This is a genomic window from Pseudomonas sp. BF-RE-22 (assembly GCF_019956155.1).
GTDB classification, from domain to species: domain Bacteria; phylum Pseudomonadota; class Gammaproteobacteria; order Pseudomonadales; family Pseudomonadaceae; genus Aquipseudomonas; species Aquipseudomonas migulae.
The window spans coordinates 131,926-147,076 of the sequence record NZ_JAHBDD010000011.1; the positions used below are offsets into that span (position 1 = coordinate 131,926).

The window sequence follows — 15,151 nt, forward strand, 5'->3', positions numbered from 1 at the left end:
GGACACTTTCATGAATGTGCACGAAGGGTTAGGCTGCGCGTTCATTTCGCCAGCACCCAGACAATGCTCCAACAATTTCTGCATGACTTCGGCTACTTTGCCCTTTTTCTCGGCACGTTCTTCGAAGGCGAAACCATCCTGGTGCTCGCAGGCTTCCTCGCGTTCCGTGGATACATGGACATCAATATCGTGGTGGTCGTGGCGTTTTTCGGCAGTTATGCCGGCGACCAGCTGTGGTACTTCCTGGGACGCAAGCACGGCCGCAAGTTGCTGGCGCGCAAGCCTCGCTGGCAGATGATGGGCGACCGGGCACTGGAACACATTCGCAGGCACCCGGACATCTGGGTGCTGAGCTTCCGTTTTGTCTACGGTTTGCGCACGGTGATGCCGGTGGCGATCGGCCTGTCGGGTTATCCGCCGGGACGTTACTTGTTGCTGAACGGGATCGGCGCCGCGATCTGGGCGGCCGCACTGGCGGCTGCGGCCTATCACTTCGGCGCTGTGCTCGAAGGCATGCTGGGCAGCGTCAAGAAGTATGAGCTATGGGTACTCGGCGCCCTGCTGGTGCTGGGCTTTGCCTTGTGGCTGCGTCGCCGCTTCAAGAATGCGCGCCTGGCCAAGCAGGTCTATGCCGAAGAGCAGGCCTTGAAAGCCGAACAGGCCAAGGCCGCCGAGGTCAAGACGCCAAGCGAGTGAAACGGTTTCTGCAACAGTAGAGACCGATTCCGCTGAGCAGGCTGTAACTCAGCAGGTCGACCCAGCCCACCGCGCTGGCCGGCCACAGCCCGACCAGCGGCGCCAGCCATACCAGCGGCACGTTCGACGCCAGCCGCAGCAGCTCCAGCTTCAACGCCCACGGGCGATTTTCCAGGGCCACGCCCAACGTAAACAATCCCAGCGCCACAGCGCTCCAGCCGAGCACCAGCGCGGCGGTCGGCAGGTGCGGCTCAAAGTTCATCAAGTAACTGCCCAGCGCGATGTAGACGCAGAACTGCAACAGCACATAAATCTGCTGACGCCCGTCCAGCGGCACTTCGAATTTACGGAACTGGCTCAAGTCCGGCTTGCTCATCGGGTATTTCGCCGCCACGTCCGCTGGCCGCCAACCGGTGCGCATGAACCAGATCCGCAGCTTGTCCCACGTGCTTTCAGCCCGTCGCGCGTCATCCCACAGCTGCGCGTAGAACTGCACGTTCGCCCACAACGGATTCCAGCTCGCCAGCGGCGTGGTCACGCCGAAAATCACCGGTTCGTTGTCGTCTTCTTCCTGGAACGAGCCAAATAGACGGTCCCAGATAATGAACACCCCGCCGTAGTTGCGATCCATGTAGAGAGCGTTCTGTGCATGGTGGGCCCGATGATTGGATGGCGTGACGAAAAACCACTCGAACCACCCGAGCTTGGGAATGTGCCGGGTGTGCACCCAGAATTGATACAGCAGGTTCAGCGCGGCGACGCTGACAAACACCAGCAGCGGCACGCCGAGTACCGCCATCGGCAGGTAGAAAATCCAGCTCAACAGGAAACCGGTACTGGTCTGGCGCAACGCCGTGGAGAGGTTGTAGTCCTCGCTTTGGTGATGCACCGAATGTGCGGCCCAGAGGATGTTGCGTTCGTGGCCCATGCGATGCAGCCAGTAGTAGCAGAAGTCGTAGAGAACGAAGGCGAACACCCAGACCCAGACGCTGTCGGCAGAGAGTTCGAACAGCGCCAGATGCTTGAGCGCAAAGGCATAGGTCACCAGCCCCACGCCCTTGGTCAACAGGCCCGTGGTGGTCGACAGCACGCCGGTGCTGATGCTGTTGATCGCGTCGGCCACCCGATAGTTGCTGACCCCGCGCCAACGGTCGGCCAGCAGCTCGACGGCAATCAGCACAAAGAAGAACGGCACCGCATACAGAATGAAGTCCATGACGCGCCCTGATCGGAATCTTGAGGACAGATGCTAGGTGTAGCCGCGAATTGAACCTATGGCAACGAGTGACAAATTAGTGGACATTTAACGCCATGAATCTGGAGAAAAGCCCATGAGCAAAAAAATTGCAGTGATCCTTTCCGGCTGTGGCGTCTACGACGGCGCCGAGATCCACGAAAGCGTGATTACCTTGCTGCGACTGGATCAGCGCGGCGCGCAGGTGCAGTGCTTCGCCCCCAACATCGCGCAGTTGCACGTGATCAACCACCTGACCGGCGAAGAAATGCCCGAGTCGCGCAATGTGCTGGTGGAGTCGGCGCGGATCGCCCGGGGCAACATCAAGGATATTCGCGAAGCTGACGTCGAAGAGTTCGATGCGCTGATCGTGCCGGGTGGTTTTGGCGCGGCGAAGAACCTGTCGAACTTCGCCATCGAAGGCGCTGGCTGCACCGTGCAACCCGATGTTCTCGCCCTGACCGAGGCGTTTGCCGAAGCGGGCAAACCGGTCGGGCTGATCTGCATCTCGCCGGCGCTGGCCGCGAAGATTTATGGACCGGGCGTGACCTGCACCATCGGCAATGACGCCGATACCGCCGCCGCGATGAACAAGATGGGCGCCACTCACAAGGATTGCGCAGTGACTGACATCGTTGAAGACAAAGCACGCAAGTTGGTGAGCACACCGGCGTACATGCTGGCGCAATCGATCAGCGAAGCAGCGTCCGGCATCAACAAACTGGTCGACCGCGTGCTCGAACTGACCCACGAAAACGACGCCTGACACCGTCCAACTGTAGGAGCGAGACCGGCTTGCCGGCGATTACGGTCTAATCGTCGACATAAATGTTGAATGTGCCGGCCCCATCGCGAGCAGGCTCGCTCCCACAGGGGTTCAGAGCAGGGTTCAGGATTTTCGGCTTAGCCGCGTGAGGATCCGGTCCAGCGCATTGGCAAACGCCTGCTTCTCGCGCTCGCCAAACGGCGCCGGCCCGCCGCTCATCTGCCCCTGTTCACGCAAGTCGGTGAACAGGTTGCGCACCGCCAACCGATCACCCATGTTCTGCGAGTCGAACTCCTTGCCTCGCGGGTCCAGCGCCGCCACGCCTTTCTTCACCAGCCGGTCGGCCAGCGGCACATCGCTGCAGATCACCAGCTCACCAGGCACCGCGTGTTCCACCAGATAGTCGTCCGCCGCATCCGGCCCGCTCGGCACCACGATCAACTTCACCAGCGCCAGCCCCGGTTTGATCTGCGGCTGCCCGGCCACCAGCACCACCTCGAACTGACGCTTGAGGGCGAACTTCACCACCAGATCCTTCGCTGCCCGGGGGCAAGCGTCGGCATCGATCCACACACGCATAGAGTTTTTCCCCTTTAAAAGCTTCGCGGGCAAGCCTCGCTCCTACAGGTTATACACGCCCACAAAAAACGCGCGAATCCTGTAGGAGCGAGCGGTGCGGCGACCCGACTTGCCCGCGAATGTGAGCGCAGCGAATGCTGTCAGGAAACCGGTACCCGCCGCTTCTCCGCCATCCAGCTACGCCCATACAGCACAATGATCGCAATGATCGCCACCGCCTGCGCACTCAACGAATACGCATCCGCGTGAATACCCAGCCAGTCGAAGTCAAAGAACGGCACCGGCCGTGTGCCGAAGATCCCGGCTTCCTGCAACGCCTTCACGCCATGACCGGCAAACACCACCGACAACGCGCACAACAACCCGGCGTTGATACTGAAGAACAGCGACAGCGGCAGTTTCGCCGAGCCCCGCAGGATCACCCACGCCAGGCCAACCAACAACACCAGCGCCGTCGCCCCGCCCGCCAACACCGCGTTATGCCCCGCCGGCCCCGCCTGCAGCCACAGGGTTTCGTAGAACAGAATCACTTCGAACAGTTCGCGGTACACCGAAAAGAACGCCAGTGTCGCAAAACCGAAACGGCCACCGCCGCCCACCAGGCTGCTCTTGATGTAATCCTGCCAGGCCGCCGCGTGGCGACGGTCGTGCATCCACACGCCGAGCCAGAGCACCATGACCGCGGCGAACAACGCCGTCGCACCTTCCAGCAATTCACGCTGCGAGCCGCTGACATCAATCACGTACGCCGCCAGTGCCCAGGTCGCCAGACCGGCCAGCAACGCCAGGCCCCAACCAACGTTGACGCTGCGCACCGCCGATTGCTGGCCGGTGTTGCGCAGGAAGGCAAGGATCGCCGCCAGCACCAAAATCGCTTCCAGACCTTCGCGCAGCAGAATCAGCAGACCGGAGATGTAACTCAAGGACCAACTCAGGCCATCACTGCCCAGCAGGCCGGCAGACTCTTTCAACTTGGCTTTGGCCGCCTCCAGACGCTCTTGGGCCTGTGCCACCGGCAAACCGTCCTGCAAAGACTGACGGTACGCCATCAGCGATTTTTCGGTGTCCTTGCGCACGTTGGCGTCGACGTTGTCCAGTGAGCTTTCGACCAGTTCGAAACCTTCCAGGTACGCCGCCACCGACAGGTCATAGGCTTGGTCGTGATCGCCGGCACGATAGGCCGCGATACTTTTGTCCAGCGTTGCAGCGGTGTAGTCGAGCAACTGCGCCGGGCCACGCTTGACCTGCGGCGGTAGCGCACGCTGCGCACGGAAAGTCGCTGCCGCTTGCGGGCCTTCGGCAGCCAGCACTTCGGCTGGGGTCTGACGGGCCAGGTCGGCGATGTTGTAGGTCTTTTCAGATGCGGCTGCGGCCGGATCGGCACTGAAACCGGCGATGTAGGTCGCCAGGTCCCAGCGCTGACGATCGTCCAGTTGATCGGCGAAGGCCGGCATGTCAGTGCCTTCGACACCCATCCCCAAGGTGTTGTAGATCGCGTACAGGCTCAGGCGATCCAACCGCGCGGCATCGCGCAGATTGGCTGGCGGCGGCGTCAGGCCGACACCGGCTGGGCCATCACCGGCCCCCGCATCGCCATGACAGACCGAGCAATGCTGGGTGTACATCGACGCACCACGGGCTGGATCCGGTGTAATGATTGGCGCCTGACTGACCTCATAGGCCACCGCCAGCTTCGCACCGAGCTGCCGTGCCTGACGGGAAACGTCCGAACCATCCTGCCGCGCAGCAATGGATTTGCGCAGTGTGCTGACACCCTGCTCCAGCACCGCTTTTTCCGGCTTGGCCGGCAGGGCAGCGATCAGGCCTTGCAGCACCTGGCTGAATTCCAGCTGCTCGCGGTATTCAGACTCATTGATGACTTTGCCGGACTCGACCGACTCCGGGTAATCGGCGCCGATGTAATCAAGCAAATGCAGCGCTTGCGGCGCACCTTCTACGGTGTCGGCCAGCAGATTGGAACTGCACAAGGCAAACAGCGGCAATACCAGCCAGGCCAAGAAACGGGACGGGGCAGTCATGAATGAATCTCAATTGGAAATACGAAGTAACACATTGTTCACTTCGAATGAGTTTCGCTCAAGCTTTGTTGTCTGAAACGCCGTCGCAGACCTCGATTGGTGCTTTTTCCAGATGATGGCACTTCCTGTTTTTCAGCAACCAAAAAGCCATTACTGCGCCACCATCCCTGTCTATAATGCAGAGCCTTCAATTGATCGATATGGCACTCAAAGCTCCTCTGCTCATGAGGAATTGGCAGGACGCCCGTCTGCGCCGATAGGTCCAAAAAGCCCGACCAGCAAGCGCGGCTGACTACCATTCACGGAAGAAGTACCTATGGCCTCCCGCGCCCTTGCAGTGATTGCGGTCAGCGCTGTCACGCTCCTCTCCGGCTGTTCGGTATTTCGCAACTACGACTCGGAGCTCGCACAAACCAACCTGCAGCTGGCTACCGGCAATATCGATGCAGCGCTGACCCTGCTGGAAAAGAACAACTTCGGTGCAGACAAGGACCTCCTCTACTACTTCGAGAAGGGTGAACTGCTGCGCGCCAAGGGCGATCTGTCCGGCAGCCAGAACGCCTGGAGCAGCGCCGATGTCGTGGTCGGTCAATGGGAAGAGTCGGTCAAACTCGATGCCGGCAAGTACCTCGCTCAGTTCGGCAGCTTCCTGGTGAACGACAAGGTCCGCCGCTACGAAGGCTACGACTACGAAAAAGTCATGCTGACCACGCAAATGGCCCTGAATCTGCTGGCCGTCAACGACTTCGACGGCGCACGTATCGCGATCAAGAAAACCCACGAACGTGAAGCGGTGATCGCCGACCTGCGCGACAAGGAATACCTCAAGAGCGAAGAGGAAGCCGATAAGGAAGGCATCAAGACCGAGTTGAAAGACTTGCATGGCTATCCCGTCGCCAGCCTCGACGCACCTGAAGTGGTTGGGCTGAAAAACAGCTACCAGAGTGCCTTCAGCCATTACCTGGCCGGCTTCGTCTACGAAGCCCTGGGCGAAAAAGGCCTGGCCGCACCGGGTTACCGCACAGCAGCCGAACTGCGCCCGAACACTCCGCTGCTGGAGCAGGCATTGAAGGATCTGGACCAGAAAAGTGCCAAGGACGAAGACAGCGACATCCTGATCGTCGTGCAAAGCGGGCTGGCGCCGGCCCGGGGTTCGATCCGCTTGCCACTGACTCTGCCGATCAGCGCCGGCGTGGTGATCGCTCCGCTGTCCTTCCCGGTCATCAAGCCAGATACCTCCACCGCCCCGCTCACCCAGATTGGCGTGGACGGTCAGCAACTCACCCTGACGCAACTCAACAGCATTACCACCATGTCCCGCCGCGCACTGCGTGACGACATGCCGGGCATCATTGTGCGCACCACTGTTCGTGCAGCTACCCGTGGCGTGGCGCAGGAAAAGATCAAACAAGTCAGCCAGCTGGCGGGCATAGCAGTCGGTTTCACTTCAACCGTGTTCGAAGGTGCCGATACCCGTACGTGGCGCACCCTGCCGGACAACACCCATGTCGTGCGCCTGCGCCTGAAGAAAGGCGAGCACCAGGTCGCGGTTGGAACGACAGTGCTCAAGATCACCGTTGACCAGCGCTATCAAGTCATCAGCCTGCGCGCCGTGGGCAACCAGGTCTTCGCCAGCGGCCTGGCCGTTCACGCGACCCCGAGCGCCAGCCCGACAGCCGTGGCCAGCTTCAAACAACTTTAATTACGGAGTCTTCCCATGCGCTTCAAACTCATCGCTGTCGTCATCCTGGCCTTGTTGGCCGGTTGCGCCACAACAGCCGCCAGCAAGGTCGTGGCCTTGGGCAAGCTAAGGGACATTGAGGTCGACGCCATGCGTGTCGCCCGGGAAAACGGCTTCATTACGGTCAATACACAGCTGAGCAACACCAGCTCCGACAACAAGACCTTCTACTACCGCTTTGCCTGGCTCGACCCTGATGGCTTCCCGGTTGCCGAAGAAGAAACCTGGAAGAGCCAGATGATGTACGGCGAGCAGACCCGCTTCATTCAGGCCATAGCGCCCACCCCCAAGGCCGTGGATTTCCGCCTGGAAATCAATACGCCTTAACACCCTATTCGTTCAGCTTCAGAGAGCATTCCCATGTTTGTACGCTTTTCGATGATTGCCGCTATCGCCCTCCTGGCCAGTGGTTGCGCCAGCAACCACCCACCGACCCTGGGCAGCAAGAACACCAGCTATGGCGACACCAAGGCTGTGGAAACCATCACCAACGAGTTCAGCTCCACCGACCTGCAGATCATCGCCGAGTCCATGACCCGCTCTCTCGCCCAGTCCGGCATTCTGCGTGGACGCCCGGTGGTCCAGGTCTACGACGTGAAGAACAAGACCAGCGAATACATCGACACCCGTGAAATCACCACCACCATCAAGACCCAACTGATGAAATCGGGCACGGCACGCTTCTCCAGCGACAACGCCGACATGCAGAGCCAGGTTGATCAGATCCAGCTGCAAAACCAGAGCGGTCTGTACAAGAAAGCCACCGTGTCCAAGATCGGCAACATGATCGCCGCCAAATACCGCCTTGAAGGTTCGATCAGCTCGATCGTCAAGCGCAGCAGCGAGTACAAGGACGTCTTCTACAAATTCAGCCTGCAATTGATCGACGTTGAAAGCGGTCTGGCCGAGTGGATGGACGAAAAAGAGATCCGAAAAACTACGGAGCATTAATCAATGCACGCATGGATTGGGATGATGGCCCTGGCTTGCACGTTCAGCGTGCAGGCGGCCCCGAAAGTCGCAGTAACCGACCTGGCGTACGAGGAGCGCGTGGAGCAGTACATCCACACCGTTTCGTCCAAGAACAATTACCGCGAGGGTGAGTACAGCGCCAGCGGTTCTTCGAGCTACGACTCGTTCGAATCCAAAACCAGTTACATCGAGCAAACCGAGCTGCGCAAATTCACCGGCGACATCAAGGGCCAGATGCTGCGCTCCGGAATGTTCCAGCTGGTGCAAGGCAAGCCGCACACCGCCGAATCCAAAGTCGATATCTATGACGTGATCGAGCGGATCAAGGCCGGCAACTTCGAGGGCGCCGACTATGTACTGTTCGGCACCTTGTCGGACGTAGACTTCAACAGTGATGTCAACGAGATACCCAACACCAACAGCTATTCCTCGGTGCTGGCACTGACCCTGGTGGCGGATTTCAGCCTGATCGACACCAAAACCTTCGAAATCACCTCGGCCTTCACGGCGATGGGCGAAGGCCAGGACACCAAGTTGACGAACCATCGGGACGCGAAGATCTCACAGAGTCGCCCACGGTTGGTACGTGAGGTGTCCAAGTCACTGGGGGAAGATGTGGCTCGTCAGTTGAGCGAACAACTGGGTGGCAGCGGGAATGAGCAGCAAGAGCAGGCGCCGTTGAGCAATAACCTGCCAGAGGATACAGAGCCGGTCATTTTGCGCTGATCCCTTGAACGAAAAAGGCGACCTCAAGGGTCGCCTTTTTTGTGCCTGGCGGTTTTACACCGCCGCTTTGCGCAGCGTCGCCATAAACGCCGCAGCGCCAATGAACAGCCCGGCAAACGTGCGGTTCATGCGTCTTTGCTGCTTGGGCGTGCGCAACATGCGCAGCACTTTGGACGCCAGCCCGGTGTAACCGGCCATGACGATCAGGTCAACGCAGACCATGGTTACGCCGATGATCAGGTATTGAACCAGTAATGGGGCATGCGGATCGATAAACTGCGGCAACACCGCCAGCATGAACACCAGGGCCTTGGGGTTGCTGATGTTGACCAGGAAACCGCGGAACACCAGGGCCATCGGCTTGCCGATCTGACGCACCGCCGCGTCATCGCTCATGTCGCTGGGCAACGCGCGCCATTGCTTGATCGCGAGATAAACCAGGTACGCCACGCCGAACCATTTGATCGCATAAAAAGCGCTGGCCGACGCCGTGAGGATCGCGCCGACACCGGCGCCGACAATCGCGATCTGCACCGCCAGGCCCAATTGCAGGCCCAGGGCATTCCAGTAACCGCGCCAGAAACCGTATTGCAGACCGCTGGACATCGACGCAATGGCGCCGGCGCCGGGGGACAGGCTGATCACCCAGCAGGCGGCAAAAAACGCCAGCCATGTTTGAAGCTCCATCGCACACCTCGACTCGGACTCGTAAACAGATGTCTAAGCTAATGCGGCTTTGGGCCGATGACCATCGTTTTTTTTGCAGGATATTGCGGCGACCGACCAGCGTTTGCAGCTTTGAGGGCTTACTTTTCAAACCCGCTGGAAGGGAATACATCCGTACCGCGCCAGCGTCGAACCGAGCGCTGGAAGAACAGGCTGTTAGGCACCTGAACCATCGCACTGCCGGTCCCAAGCTCTTCAGCTTCGATCAACGTGGTGTAAAGCAGATTGATCGCCACCACCCGACCTTTGACGCCAGGCTTGTCAGTGGTGTCCACCAACTCGACCACATCGCCGAGGCGAAACGGGCCGACGGTGAAGATCAGGATCGCGCAGAGCAGATTGGAGAGCACGCTCCACATGGCGAAAAACGCCACCGCCGCGACCGCGACGAAGCCGGACAGTGCGGTCCAGAGCACCGTCGCCGACACCCCGAGGCGTTCCAGCACGAAAATCAGCGCACTGCCCATGATCAGCCAGCGCAGGCCGCCCCGCAGCGGCATCAGCAACTGCGGCGGAAACGGGTAGCGCTCGCCCAGGCGTGTCAGGCATTTCGCGACAAAGCGCTGGGTGAAGTAACCGGCCAACAGAATCAGCAGGATTTGCACGACGAGCCAGATCGGCTCGACCCACACCGCCGGCAGCGGCAGCTTGAACGCCTCCATCAGGACAGCGCCTCCAGCTCCGCCTGCATGCTTTCCAGCAATTCCAGGGCTTCCATCCAGGCTTCTTCCAGTTCGGCTTCACGCACTTTCAGCTTGGCTTGCTCGGCCAGCAGATCACGCAGGTCGTTCTTGCGCGCCGGCTCGTAAATGTCGCTGTCGCCGAGGCTGGTATCGATCTTCGCCAGCTTCTCGTGGAGCTTGCCGAGCTCGGCTTCGAGCTTGTCAGCCTCGCGCTTGTGCGGTGCCAGTTGCTGACGCAACGCAGCGGCGGCCTGACGCTGGGCCTTCTTGTCAGTCTTGTCCGGATTGACCGGCGTGGAGCTGACCGGGGCGTTGCGCTGACGGTAGTCGACCAGCCAACGGGCGTAGTCTTCCAGGTCGCCATCAAACTCCTCGACCTTGCCGTCCGCCACCAGATAGAAATTGTCGGTGGTGCTTTTGAGCAAATGACGATCGTGGGAGACCACCAGTACCGCACCGCTGAATTCCTGCAGGGCCATGGTCAGCGCCAGGCGCATTTCCAGGTCCAGGTGGTTGGTCGGTTCGTCGAGCAGCAACAGGTTCGGCCGCTCCCAGGCGATCAACGCCAGGGCCAGACGCGCCTTCTCGCCACCGGAGAAGTTCAGCACTGGCTCGTCGATGCGCGCGCCGCGGAAGTCGAAACCACCGAGGAAGTCGCGCAACGTCTGTTCACGCTCGGTTGGCGCCAGACGCTGCAAGTGCAGCAACGGGCTGGCCTTAGAGTCGAGGGAATCGAGCTGATGCTGGGCGAAGTAGCCGACGACGGTGTTCTCGCCACGGGTCAGCCGACCGGCCAGCGGCGAAAGCTCACCGGCGAGGTTTTTGATCAGGGTCGATTTACCGGCGCCGTTGGGGCCGAGCAAACCGATGCGCGCGCCGGGGGTCAGTTGCAGCTTGACCTTCTCCAGCACGGTTTTGTCGCCGTAGCCCAGACGGGCATCGGACAGATCGATCAGCGGGCTGGAAATCTTCGTCGACTCGCGGAAGACGAAGTCGAATGGCGAATCGACGTGGGCGGCGGACAATTCTTCCATCCGCTCCAGCGCCTTGATCCGGCTCTGGGCCTGGCGGGCCTTGGTGGCCTGGGCCTTGAAGCGGGCGATGTAGCTTTCCATGTGCGCACGCTGCGCCTGCTGCTTCTCGTAGGCTTGCTGTTGCTGGGCCAGACGTTCGGCGCGGGCACGTTCGAAAGCGCTGTAACCACCGCGATACAGAGTGATCTTGCGTTGGTCGACGTGGGCCACGTGATCGACCACGGCGTCGAGAAAATCCCGGTCGTGGGAAATCAGCAGCAAGGTGCCGGGATAGCTTTTCAGCCATTCTTCGAGCCAGATGATGGCGTCGAGGTCCAAGTGGTTGGTCGGTTCGTCGAGCAGCAGCAAGTCCGAGGGGCACATCAATGCCTGCGCCAGGTTCAGGCGCATCCGCCAGCCACCGGAGAAATCGCCGACCTGGCGATCCATCTGCTCATTGGTGAACCCAAGCCCGGCCAGCAGCTTGCGGGCACGAGCATCGGCGGTGTAGCCGTCGGCGCTGTCGAGCTCCGAGTGCAGGCGAGCCAGAGCGGTGCCGTCATGGGCGGCTTCGGCCGCGGCGAGGTCACGTTGTACCTCGCGCAGGCGCAGGTCGCCATCGAGCACGTAGTCGACCGCCAGGCGTTCGAGCGTCTCGATCTCCTGGCGCATGTGGGCGATGCGCCAGTCGGCCGGCAGGAAGCAGTCACCCGAGTCCGGGTGCAGTTCGCCCCGGATCAAGGCGAACAGGCTCGATTTGCCGGCGCCGTTGGCACCGATGAGGCCGGCTTTGTGGCCGGCGTGCAGGGTCAGCTCGGCGTCTTCTAGCAGACGTTGCGGGCCACGCTGTAAAGTCAGGTTCTGAAGTCGAATCATAATGGCGGCGGAGTCTACCAGCTTCGCTCGCAACTGGCGCGAGTAGCACTATGTCCTCTGACCTGTGGAGCTTTTCCCTTGGCACTTACGCCCGTCCCGGCGTTGAAGCCGCGTGCCTGACCCTGCAATCGACGGGGGTGAATGTGTGCCTGTTGCTGTGCGGGTTGTGGCTGGACCAGCGGGGAGTCGCCTGCAACGAGCATCGACTGCAGCAGCTTCGCAACGTGGCGCAGCCTTGGGACGCGGATGTCGTTCAACCGCTGCGCGCCTTGCGCATGCGCTGGAAAGTCGTCGCGACTGAGGACGCCGAACTGAATGCGTTACGCGAACAGGTAAAAACGCTGGAGCTGGAAGCCGAGCGGCATTTGCTGATGCGGCTGGAGCGAGCGGCGTTGAATTGGCCGCAGTGTGAGGCGACCGATTTATCGGCCTGGCTGGAGGGTGTGGCGGCGGGTGCCGCCCACCTGGACCGCGACGCGCTGCATCAGCTGCGCGTCGCGGCAACCGGCACTTAGGAAGCGCTGGTTGGGGTGGAGCTGGTGCTCGACGGTGCGACAGGCGTTGGCGCCGTGGTGACTGTCGAGGTGGAGGCTGCTGGTGCAGGCGCGGCCGAAGCGGATGGCGCCGGTGTCGCTGGCTTGGCAGCAATTACCGGGGTCGGCTTGGCAACAGCGGCCGGTTTTTTCACGGCTGGTTTAGTTGCTGGCTTGGCAGCTGGTTTTGCAGCAGGCTTGGCAGTGGCAGGTTTGGCTGCTGGTTTCGCTGCGGCAGGTTTTGCCGCGGTGGCTGGCTTGGCAGCGGCGGCAGGTTTTGCAGTCGCAGGTTTTGCAGCAGCAGTCCTGGTAGCGGCCGGTTTGGCAGCAGGTTTCGCAGCAGCAGTTTTAGCCACTGGTTTTGCAGCTGGCTTGGCAGCGGTTTTAGCGGCGACTGGCTTGGCAGCAGGCTTCGCAGCGGCAGTTTTAGCGGCAGTTTTAGCGGCTGGTTTTGCAGCTGTTTTAGCGGCCGGTTTTGCGGCGGGTTTGGCCGCTGCAGTTTTCGCTACGGCCGGTTTGGCAGCAGTGGTTTTTGCAGCCGGTTTTGCGGCAGCTGTTTTGGCAGCGGCTGGCTTGGCAGCAGGTTTGGCAGCAGCAGTTTTAGCGGCTGGTTTTGCAGCCGGTTTAGCAGCGCTGGCAGCGACTGGTTTTTTCGCCGCAGGTTTAGCTGCAGGTTTAGCCGCCGCTTTCACAGGTGCCTTGGCGGCAGGTTTGGCCGGTGCTTTTGCAGCAGCCGGTTTGGCAGCGGCTTTCTTCGCAGGGGCCGCAGCAGGCTTGGCCGCACGCAAGGACAACGCCTTGGCGACAGCCTCTTGTACACGACCGACGCCCTGGGCCAGTTTCAGGCTTTCCTGGGCATCGCGCTTGAGTTGCAGAATGTAGGCGCGGGTGTCGGACTGACGATCCTTGAGGGCATCGAGCACGTCTTCGAGTTGCTGCACGCCGTCCTTCGCCTTGGCTTGTGCCTTGGCTTTGCCGGCCGCCGCAGCGTCCTGCAATTTGGTGCGGGATTTGTGCAATTTCTCTTGTGCTTTTCCGCGCTGTTTTTCCAGTTTGGCGAGCAGTTTTTCAGCATCAGCCAAGGCTTGGGAACAAGCGGTTTCCAAATGCTCGAGCAAGCTGCCCGACAGTTGTTGGAGTAAGTGCAACGGGGTATTTACAGGCTTCTTGGTGGCCGACATGGTTTACCTCCTGGCTGACGTGGGTGCGGCTCATACTAGACCTCTGCTGCTACCGCCGCTAGGGCATGTTGACAGTATCGAAAGCGTCGCGTTGCAACGGATCGAAAATCTTCTGCGCTTACGCAAAACAAGTTCACTGTCGAACGCATTCACACTGGCATAATCTGCCGCATCTCAGGTCGGAGAGTGCCCATGTCGCGCTACCTTTTTTTATCGCTGTGCGTGTTTTTTTCCATCGCCCAAGCCGCCGAAAAAACCAAGGAAAATGAAGCTCACGATCTCGCTTACAGCCTGGGCGCGAGCCTCGGCGAACGCTTGCGCCTGGAGGTTCCCGACCTGCAACTGCAGGCGCTGGTCGAAGGTTTGCAGCAAGCCTATCAAGGCAAACCCCTGGCCCTGAAAGATGAGCAGATCGAACAGATTCTGACCGAGCACGAAGCGCAGGCAGCCTTGCAGCCGACCCCGCCACAGAGCGAAGCCTCTCTCGAAAAAGAGCATCGATTTCTCGCCGAAGAAAAAACCAGACCCGGCGTTCGCGAACTGGCCGATGGAATATTGCTGACGGAGCTGACACCCGGCACCGGCGCGAAAGCCGGTCCGAATGGCAAGGTTCAGGTGCTGTACGTCGGTCGTCTTCCCGACGGCACCGTGTTCGATCAGAACACTCAACCGCAATGGTTCAGTCTCGACAGCGTGATCAGCGGATGGCGCAGCGCACTGCAGAACATGCCGGTCGGTGCGAAGTGGCGACTGGTGATTCCATCGGCCCAAGCCTATGGCGCCGACGGTGCCGGCGACTTGATCGAGCCGTTCACGCCGCTGGTATTCGAAGTCGAATTGCGCGGCGCCACCAGCTAAACAGCGGAAACGAAAAACGGCGCGCAAAGCGCACCGTTTTGAGGTGTGGCAGGAAGGGGTTCAGGCCTGAACCGAATCCACTTCCTTGTGAGCGGTGTGCAGCACTTCGATCAGGCAGTCTTCCAGTTCGAAGCGTTCGTGCAACAGGCCACCCAGCTCTTTGAATTTCTCTGCTACGCATTTGCCTGCGTCACACAGGTCGTTGAACGCGAGCAGCTTCTCGGTGATGACGTCGATGCGCGGGTAGATGGTCTCGGCGAGTTCCAGACCACGCTTGTCGTTGAAAGCCTTGGCCTCCCCCGTCAGCTGTTCGTAGATCTCGAAGTGCCCGGCAGACACGTAATCGACCAGCACGCCGCAGAATTCCTGCAATGGCTTGCGGTTCTCACCCAGCGCCTCAGGCTTGGCGCCGAGATCATCATAGGCCCGAACCAGTTCGTGACGTTCCTGCAACCAGCGATCGATCAGCAGATGCACTCCACCCCAGCGTTCCTGAGCATTCTGACAACTTTCGAGCATGGCGGTCTC

General features: G+C 60.4%; 16 protein-coding genes. 8 read left to right on the forward strand and 8 right to left on the reverse strand.

The annotated features are described in order from the left end of the window. The first annotated feature begins 63 nt into the window (after positions 1–63). Positions 64–696 carry a DedA family protein gene (locus KGA82_RS07175; RefSeq protein ID WP_008040674.1) on the forward strand — a complete coding sequence of 211 codons (633 nt, stop codon included), beginning with the start codon at positions 64–66 and terminating at the stop codon, positions 694–696. Here the strand turns inward: KGA82_RS07175 and KGA82_RS07180 are convergent. Then, entirely contained in the window at positions 677–1,912 is a 1,236-nt protein-coding gene (locus tag KGA82_RS07180) for a sterol desaturase family protein (protein ID WP_223450027.1), read from the reverse strand. The genes KGA82_RS07175 and KGA82_RS07180 overlap by 20 nt on opposite strands. Before the next feature lie 115 nt (positions 1,913–2,027). On the opposite strand from KGA82_RS07180, the gene elbB reads away from it, so the two are divergent. Continuing rightward, the gene (gene elbB / locus KGA82_RS07185) at positions 2,028–2,696 is read left to right on the forward strand and encodes an isoprenoid biosynthesis glyoxalase ElbB (RefSeq protein ID WP_008024305.1); all 669 of its coding nucleotides are present in this window, start codon (positions 2,028–2,030) and stop codon (positions 2,694–2,696) included. 123 nt (positions 2,697–2,819) lie between these two features. On the opposite strand, the gene KGA82_RS07190 is transcribed toward elbB, so the two are convergent. Next, the gene (locus KGA82_RS07190) at positions 2,820–3,275 is read right to left on the reverse strand and encodes a YaiI/YqxD family protein (protein WP_223450028.1); all 456 of its coding nucleotides are present in this window, start codon (positions 3,273–3,275) and stop codon (positions 2,820–2,822) included. Positions 3,276–3,415: 140 nt separating this feature from the next. Next, the gene (locus tag KGA82_RS07195; RefSeq protein ID WP_223450029.1) at positions 3,416–5,314 is read right to left on the reverse strand and encodes a cytochrome c/FTR1 family iron permease; all 1,899 of its coding nucleotides are present in this window, start codon (positions 5,312–5,314) and stop codon (positions 3,416–3,418) included. 316 nt (positions 5,315–5,630) lie between these two features. On the opposite strand from KGA82_RS07195, the gene KGA82_RS07200 reads away from it, so the two are divergent. The 4 genes from KGA82_RS07200 to KGA82_RS07215 are packed head-to-tail and all read left to right on the forward strand — an operon-like array spanning position 5,631 to position 8,753. After that, positions 5,631–7,016: a COG3014 family protein gene (locus KGA82_RS07200; protein WP_223450030.1), complete on the forward strand. Its 1,386-nt coding sequence runs from the start codon at positions 5,631–5,633 to the stop codon at positions 7,014–7,016. Positions 7,017–7,031: 15 nt separating this feature from the next. Further along, positions 7,032–7,382 carry a YcfL family protein gene (locus KGA82_RS07205; RefSeq protein ID WP_192416648.1) on the forward strand — a complete coding sequence of 117 codons (351 nt, stop codon included), beginning with the start codon at positions 7,032–7,034 and terminating at the stop codon, positions 7,380–7,382. 33 nt (positions 7,383–7,415) lie between these two features. Continuing rightward, on the forward strand, positions 7,416–8,006 hold the full coding sequence (gene lpoB, locus KGA82_RS07210; RefSeq protein ID WP_223450031.1) for a penicillin-binding protein activator LpoB: 591 nt from the start codon (positions 7,416–7,418) through the stop codon (positions 8,004–8,006). 3 nt (positions 8,007–8,009) lie between these two features. Then, the gene (locus KGA82_RS07215; RefSeq protein WP_223450032.1) at positions 8,010–8,753 is read left to right on the forward strand and encodes a penicillin-binding protein activator LpoB; all 744 of its coding nucleotides are present in this window, start codon (positions 8,010–8,012) and stop codon (positions 8,751–8,753) included. 54 nt (positions 8,754–8,807) lie between these two features. Here KGA82_RS07215 and KGA82_RS07220 read toward each other — a convergent pair whose 3' ends face one another. The 3 genes from KGA82_RS07220 to KGA82_RS07230 form a co-directional block, all read right to left on the reverse strand. Next, complete coding sequence (locus KGA82_RS07220; RefSeq protein WP_008024319.1) at positions 8,808–9,440, reverse strand: LysE family transporter; 633 nt, start codon at positions 9,438–9,440, stop codon at positions 8,808–8,810. A 119-nt stretch (positions 9,441–9,559) separates the two neighbouring features. Next, on the reverse strand, positions 9,560–10,141 hold the full coding sequence (locus tag KGA82_RS07225; protein WP_192227486.1) for a mechanosensitive ion channel family protein: 582 nt from the start codon (positions 10,139–10,141) through the stop codon (positions 9,560–9,562). Next, positions 10,141–12,051: an ATP-binding cassette domain-containing protein gene (locus tag KGA82_RS07230; protein ID WP_223434014.1), complete on the reverse strand. Its 1,911-nt coding sequence runs from the start codon at positions 12,049–12,051 to the stop codon at positions 10,141–10,143. Before KGA82_RS07230 ends, KGA82_RS07225 begins: the two co-directional genes overlap by 1 nt. A gap of 50 nt (positions 12,052–12,101) precedes the next feature. Here KGA82_RS07230 and KGA82_RS07235 point away from each other — a divergent pair, with 50 nt between their 5' ends. After that, positions 12,102–12,566, forward strand: coding sequence for a TIGR02444 family protein (locus KGA82_RS07235; RefSeq protein WP_223450033.1), 465 nt, complete (start codon positions 12,102–12,104; stop codon positions 12,564–12,566). On the opposite strand, the gene KGA82_RS07240 is transcribed toward KGA82_RS07235, so the two are convergent. Further along, the gene (locus KGA82_RS07240; protein WP_223450034.1) at positions 12,563–13,765 is read right to left on the reverse strand and encodes an AlgP family protein; all 1,203 of its coding nucleotides are present in this window, start codon (positions 13,763–13,765) and stop codon (positions 12,563–12,565) included. The genes KGA82_RS07235 and KGA82_RS07240 overlap by 4 nt on opposite strands. A 192-nt stretch (positions 13,766–13,957) precedes the next feature. Between KGA82_RS07240 and KGA82_RS07245 the strand changes: the two genes are divergently transcribed. After that, positions 13,958–14,623 carry an FKBP-type peptidyl-prolyl cis-trans isomerase gene (locus tag KGA82_RS07245; RefSeq protein WP_008040643.1) on the forward strand — a complete coding sequence of 222 codons (666 nt, stop codon included), beginning with the start codon at positions 13,958–13,960 and terminating at the stop codon, positions 14,621–14,623. Positions 14,624–14,683: 60 nt separating this feature from the next. On the opposite strand, the gene KGA82_RS07250 is transcribed toward KGA82_RS07245, so the two are convergent. Further along, entirely contained in the window at positions 14,684–15,142 is a 459-nt protein-coding gene (locus KGA82_RS07250) for an Rsd/AlgQ family anti-sigma factor (protein ID WP_032828552.1), read from the reverse strand. Between the last annotated feature and the right edge of the window lie 9 nt (positions 15,143–15,151).

What these genes read in the sequence shown, in the direction of transcription:
- KGA82_RS07175 (WP_008040674.1), top strand. Translation starts at nt 64, where the DNA reads ATGCTCCAACAATTTCTGCATGACTTCGGCTACTTTGCCCTTTTTCTC.
- KGA82_RS07180 (WP_223450027.1), bottom strand. Translation starts at nt 1,912, where the DNA reads ATGGACTTCATTCTGTATGCGGTGCCGTTCTTCTTTGTGCTGATTGCC.
- elbB (WP_008024305.1), top strand. Translation starts at nt 2,028, where the DNA reads ATGAGCAAAAAAATTGCAGTGATCCTTTCCGGCTGTGGCGTCTACGAC.
- KGA82_RS07190 (WP_223450028.1), bottom strand. Translation starts at nt 3,275, where the DNA reads ATGCGTGTGTGGATCGATGCCGACGCTTGCCCCCGGGCAGCGAAGGAT.
- KGA82_RS07195 (WP_223450029.1), bottom strand. Translation starts at nt 5,314, where the DNA reads ATGACTGCCCCGTCCCGTTTCTTGGCCTGGCTGGTATTGCCGCTGTTT.
- KGA82_RS07200 (WP_223450030.1), top strand. Translation starts at nt 5,631, where the DNA reads ATGGCCTCCCGCGCCCTTGCAGTGATTGCGGTCAGCGCTGTCACGCTC.
- KGA82_RS07205 (WP_192416648.1), top strand. Translation starts at nt 7,032, where the DNA reads ATGCGCTTCAAACTCATCGCTGTCGTCATCCTGGCCTTGTTGGCCGGT.
- lpoB (WP_223450031.1), top strand. Translation starts at nt 7,416, where the DNA reads ATGTTTGTACGCTTTTCGATGATTGCCGCTATCGCCCTCCTGGCCAGT.
- KGA82_RS07215 (WP_223450032.1), top strand. Translation starts at nt 8,010, where the DNA reads ATGCACGCATGGATTGGGATGATGGCCCTGGCTTGCACGTTCAGCGTG.
- KGA82_RS07220 (WP_008024319.1), bottom strand. Translation starts at nt 9,440, where the DNA reads ATGGAGCTTCAAACATGGCTGGCGTTTTTTGCCGCCTGCTGGGTGATC.
- KGA82_RS07225 (WP_192227486.1), bottom strand. Translation starts at nt 10,141, where the DNA reads ATGGAGGCGTTCAAGCTGCCGCTGCCGGCGGTGTGGGTCGAGCCGATC.
- KGA82_RS07230 (WP_223434014.1), bottom strand. Translation starts at nt 12,051, where the DNA reads ATGATTCGACTTCAGAACCTGACTTTACAGCGTGGCCCGCAACGTCTG.
- KGA82_RS07235 (WP_223450033.1), top strand. Translation starts at nt 12,102, where the DNA reads ATGTCCTCTGACCTGTGGAGCTTTTCCCTTGGCACTTACGCCCGTCCC.
- KGA82_RS07240 (WP_223450034.1), bottom strand. Translation starts at nt 13,765, where the DNA reads ATGTCGGCCACCAAGAAGCCTGTAAATACCCCGTTGCACTTACTCCAA.
- KGA82_RS07245 (WP_008040643.1), top strand. Translation starts at nt 13,958, where the DNA reads ATGTCGCGCTACCTTTTTTTATCGCTGTGCGTGTTTTTTTCCATCGCC.
- KGA82_RS07250 (WP_032828552.1), bottom strand. Translation starts at nt 15,142, where the DNA reads ATGCTCGAAAGTTGTCAGAATGCTCAGGAACGCTGGGGTGGAGTGCAT.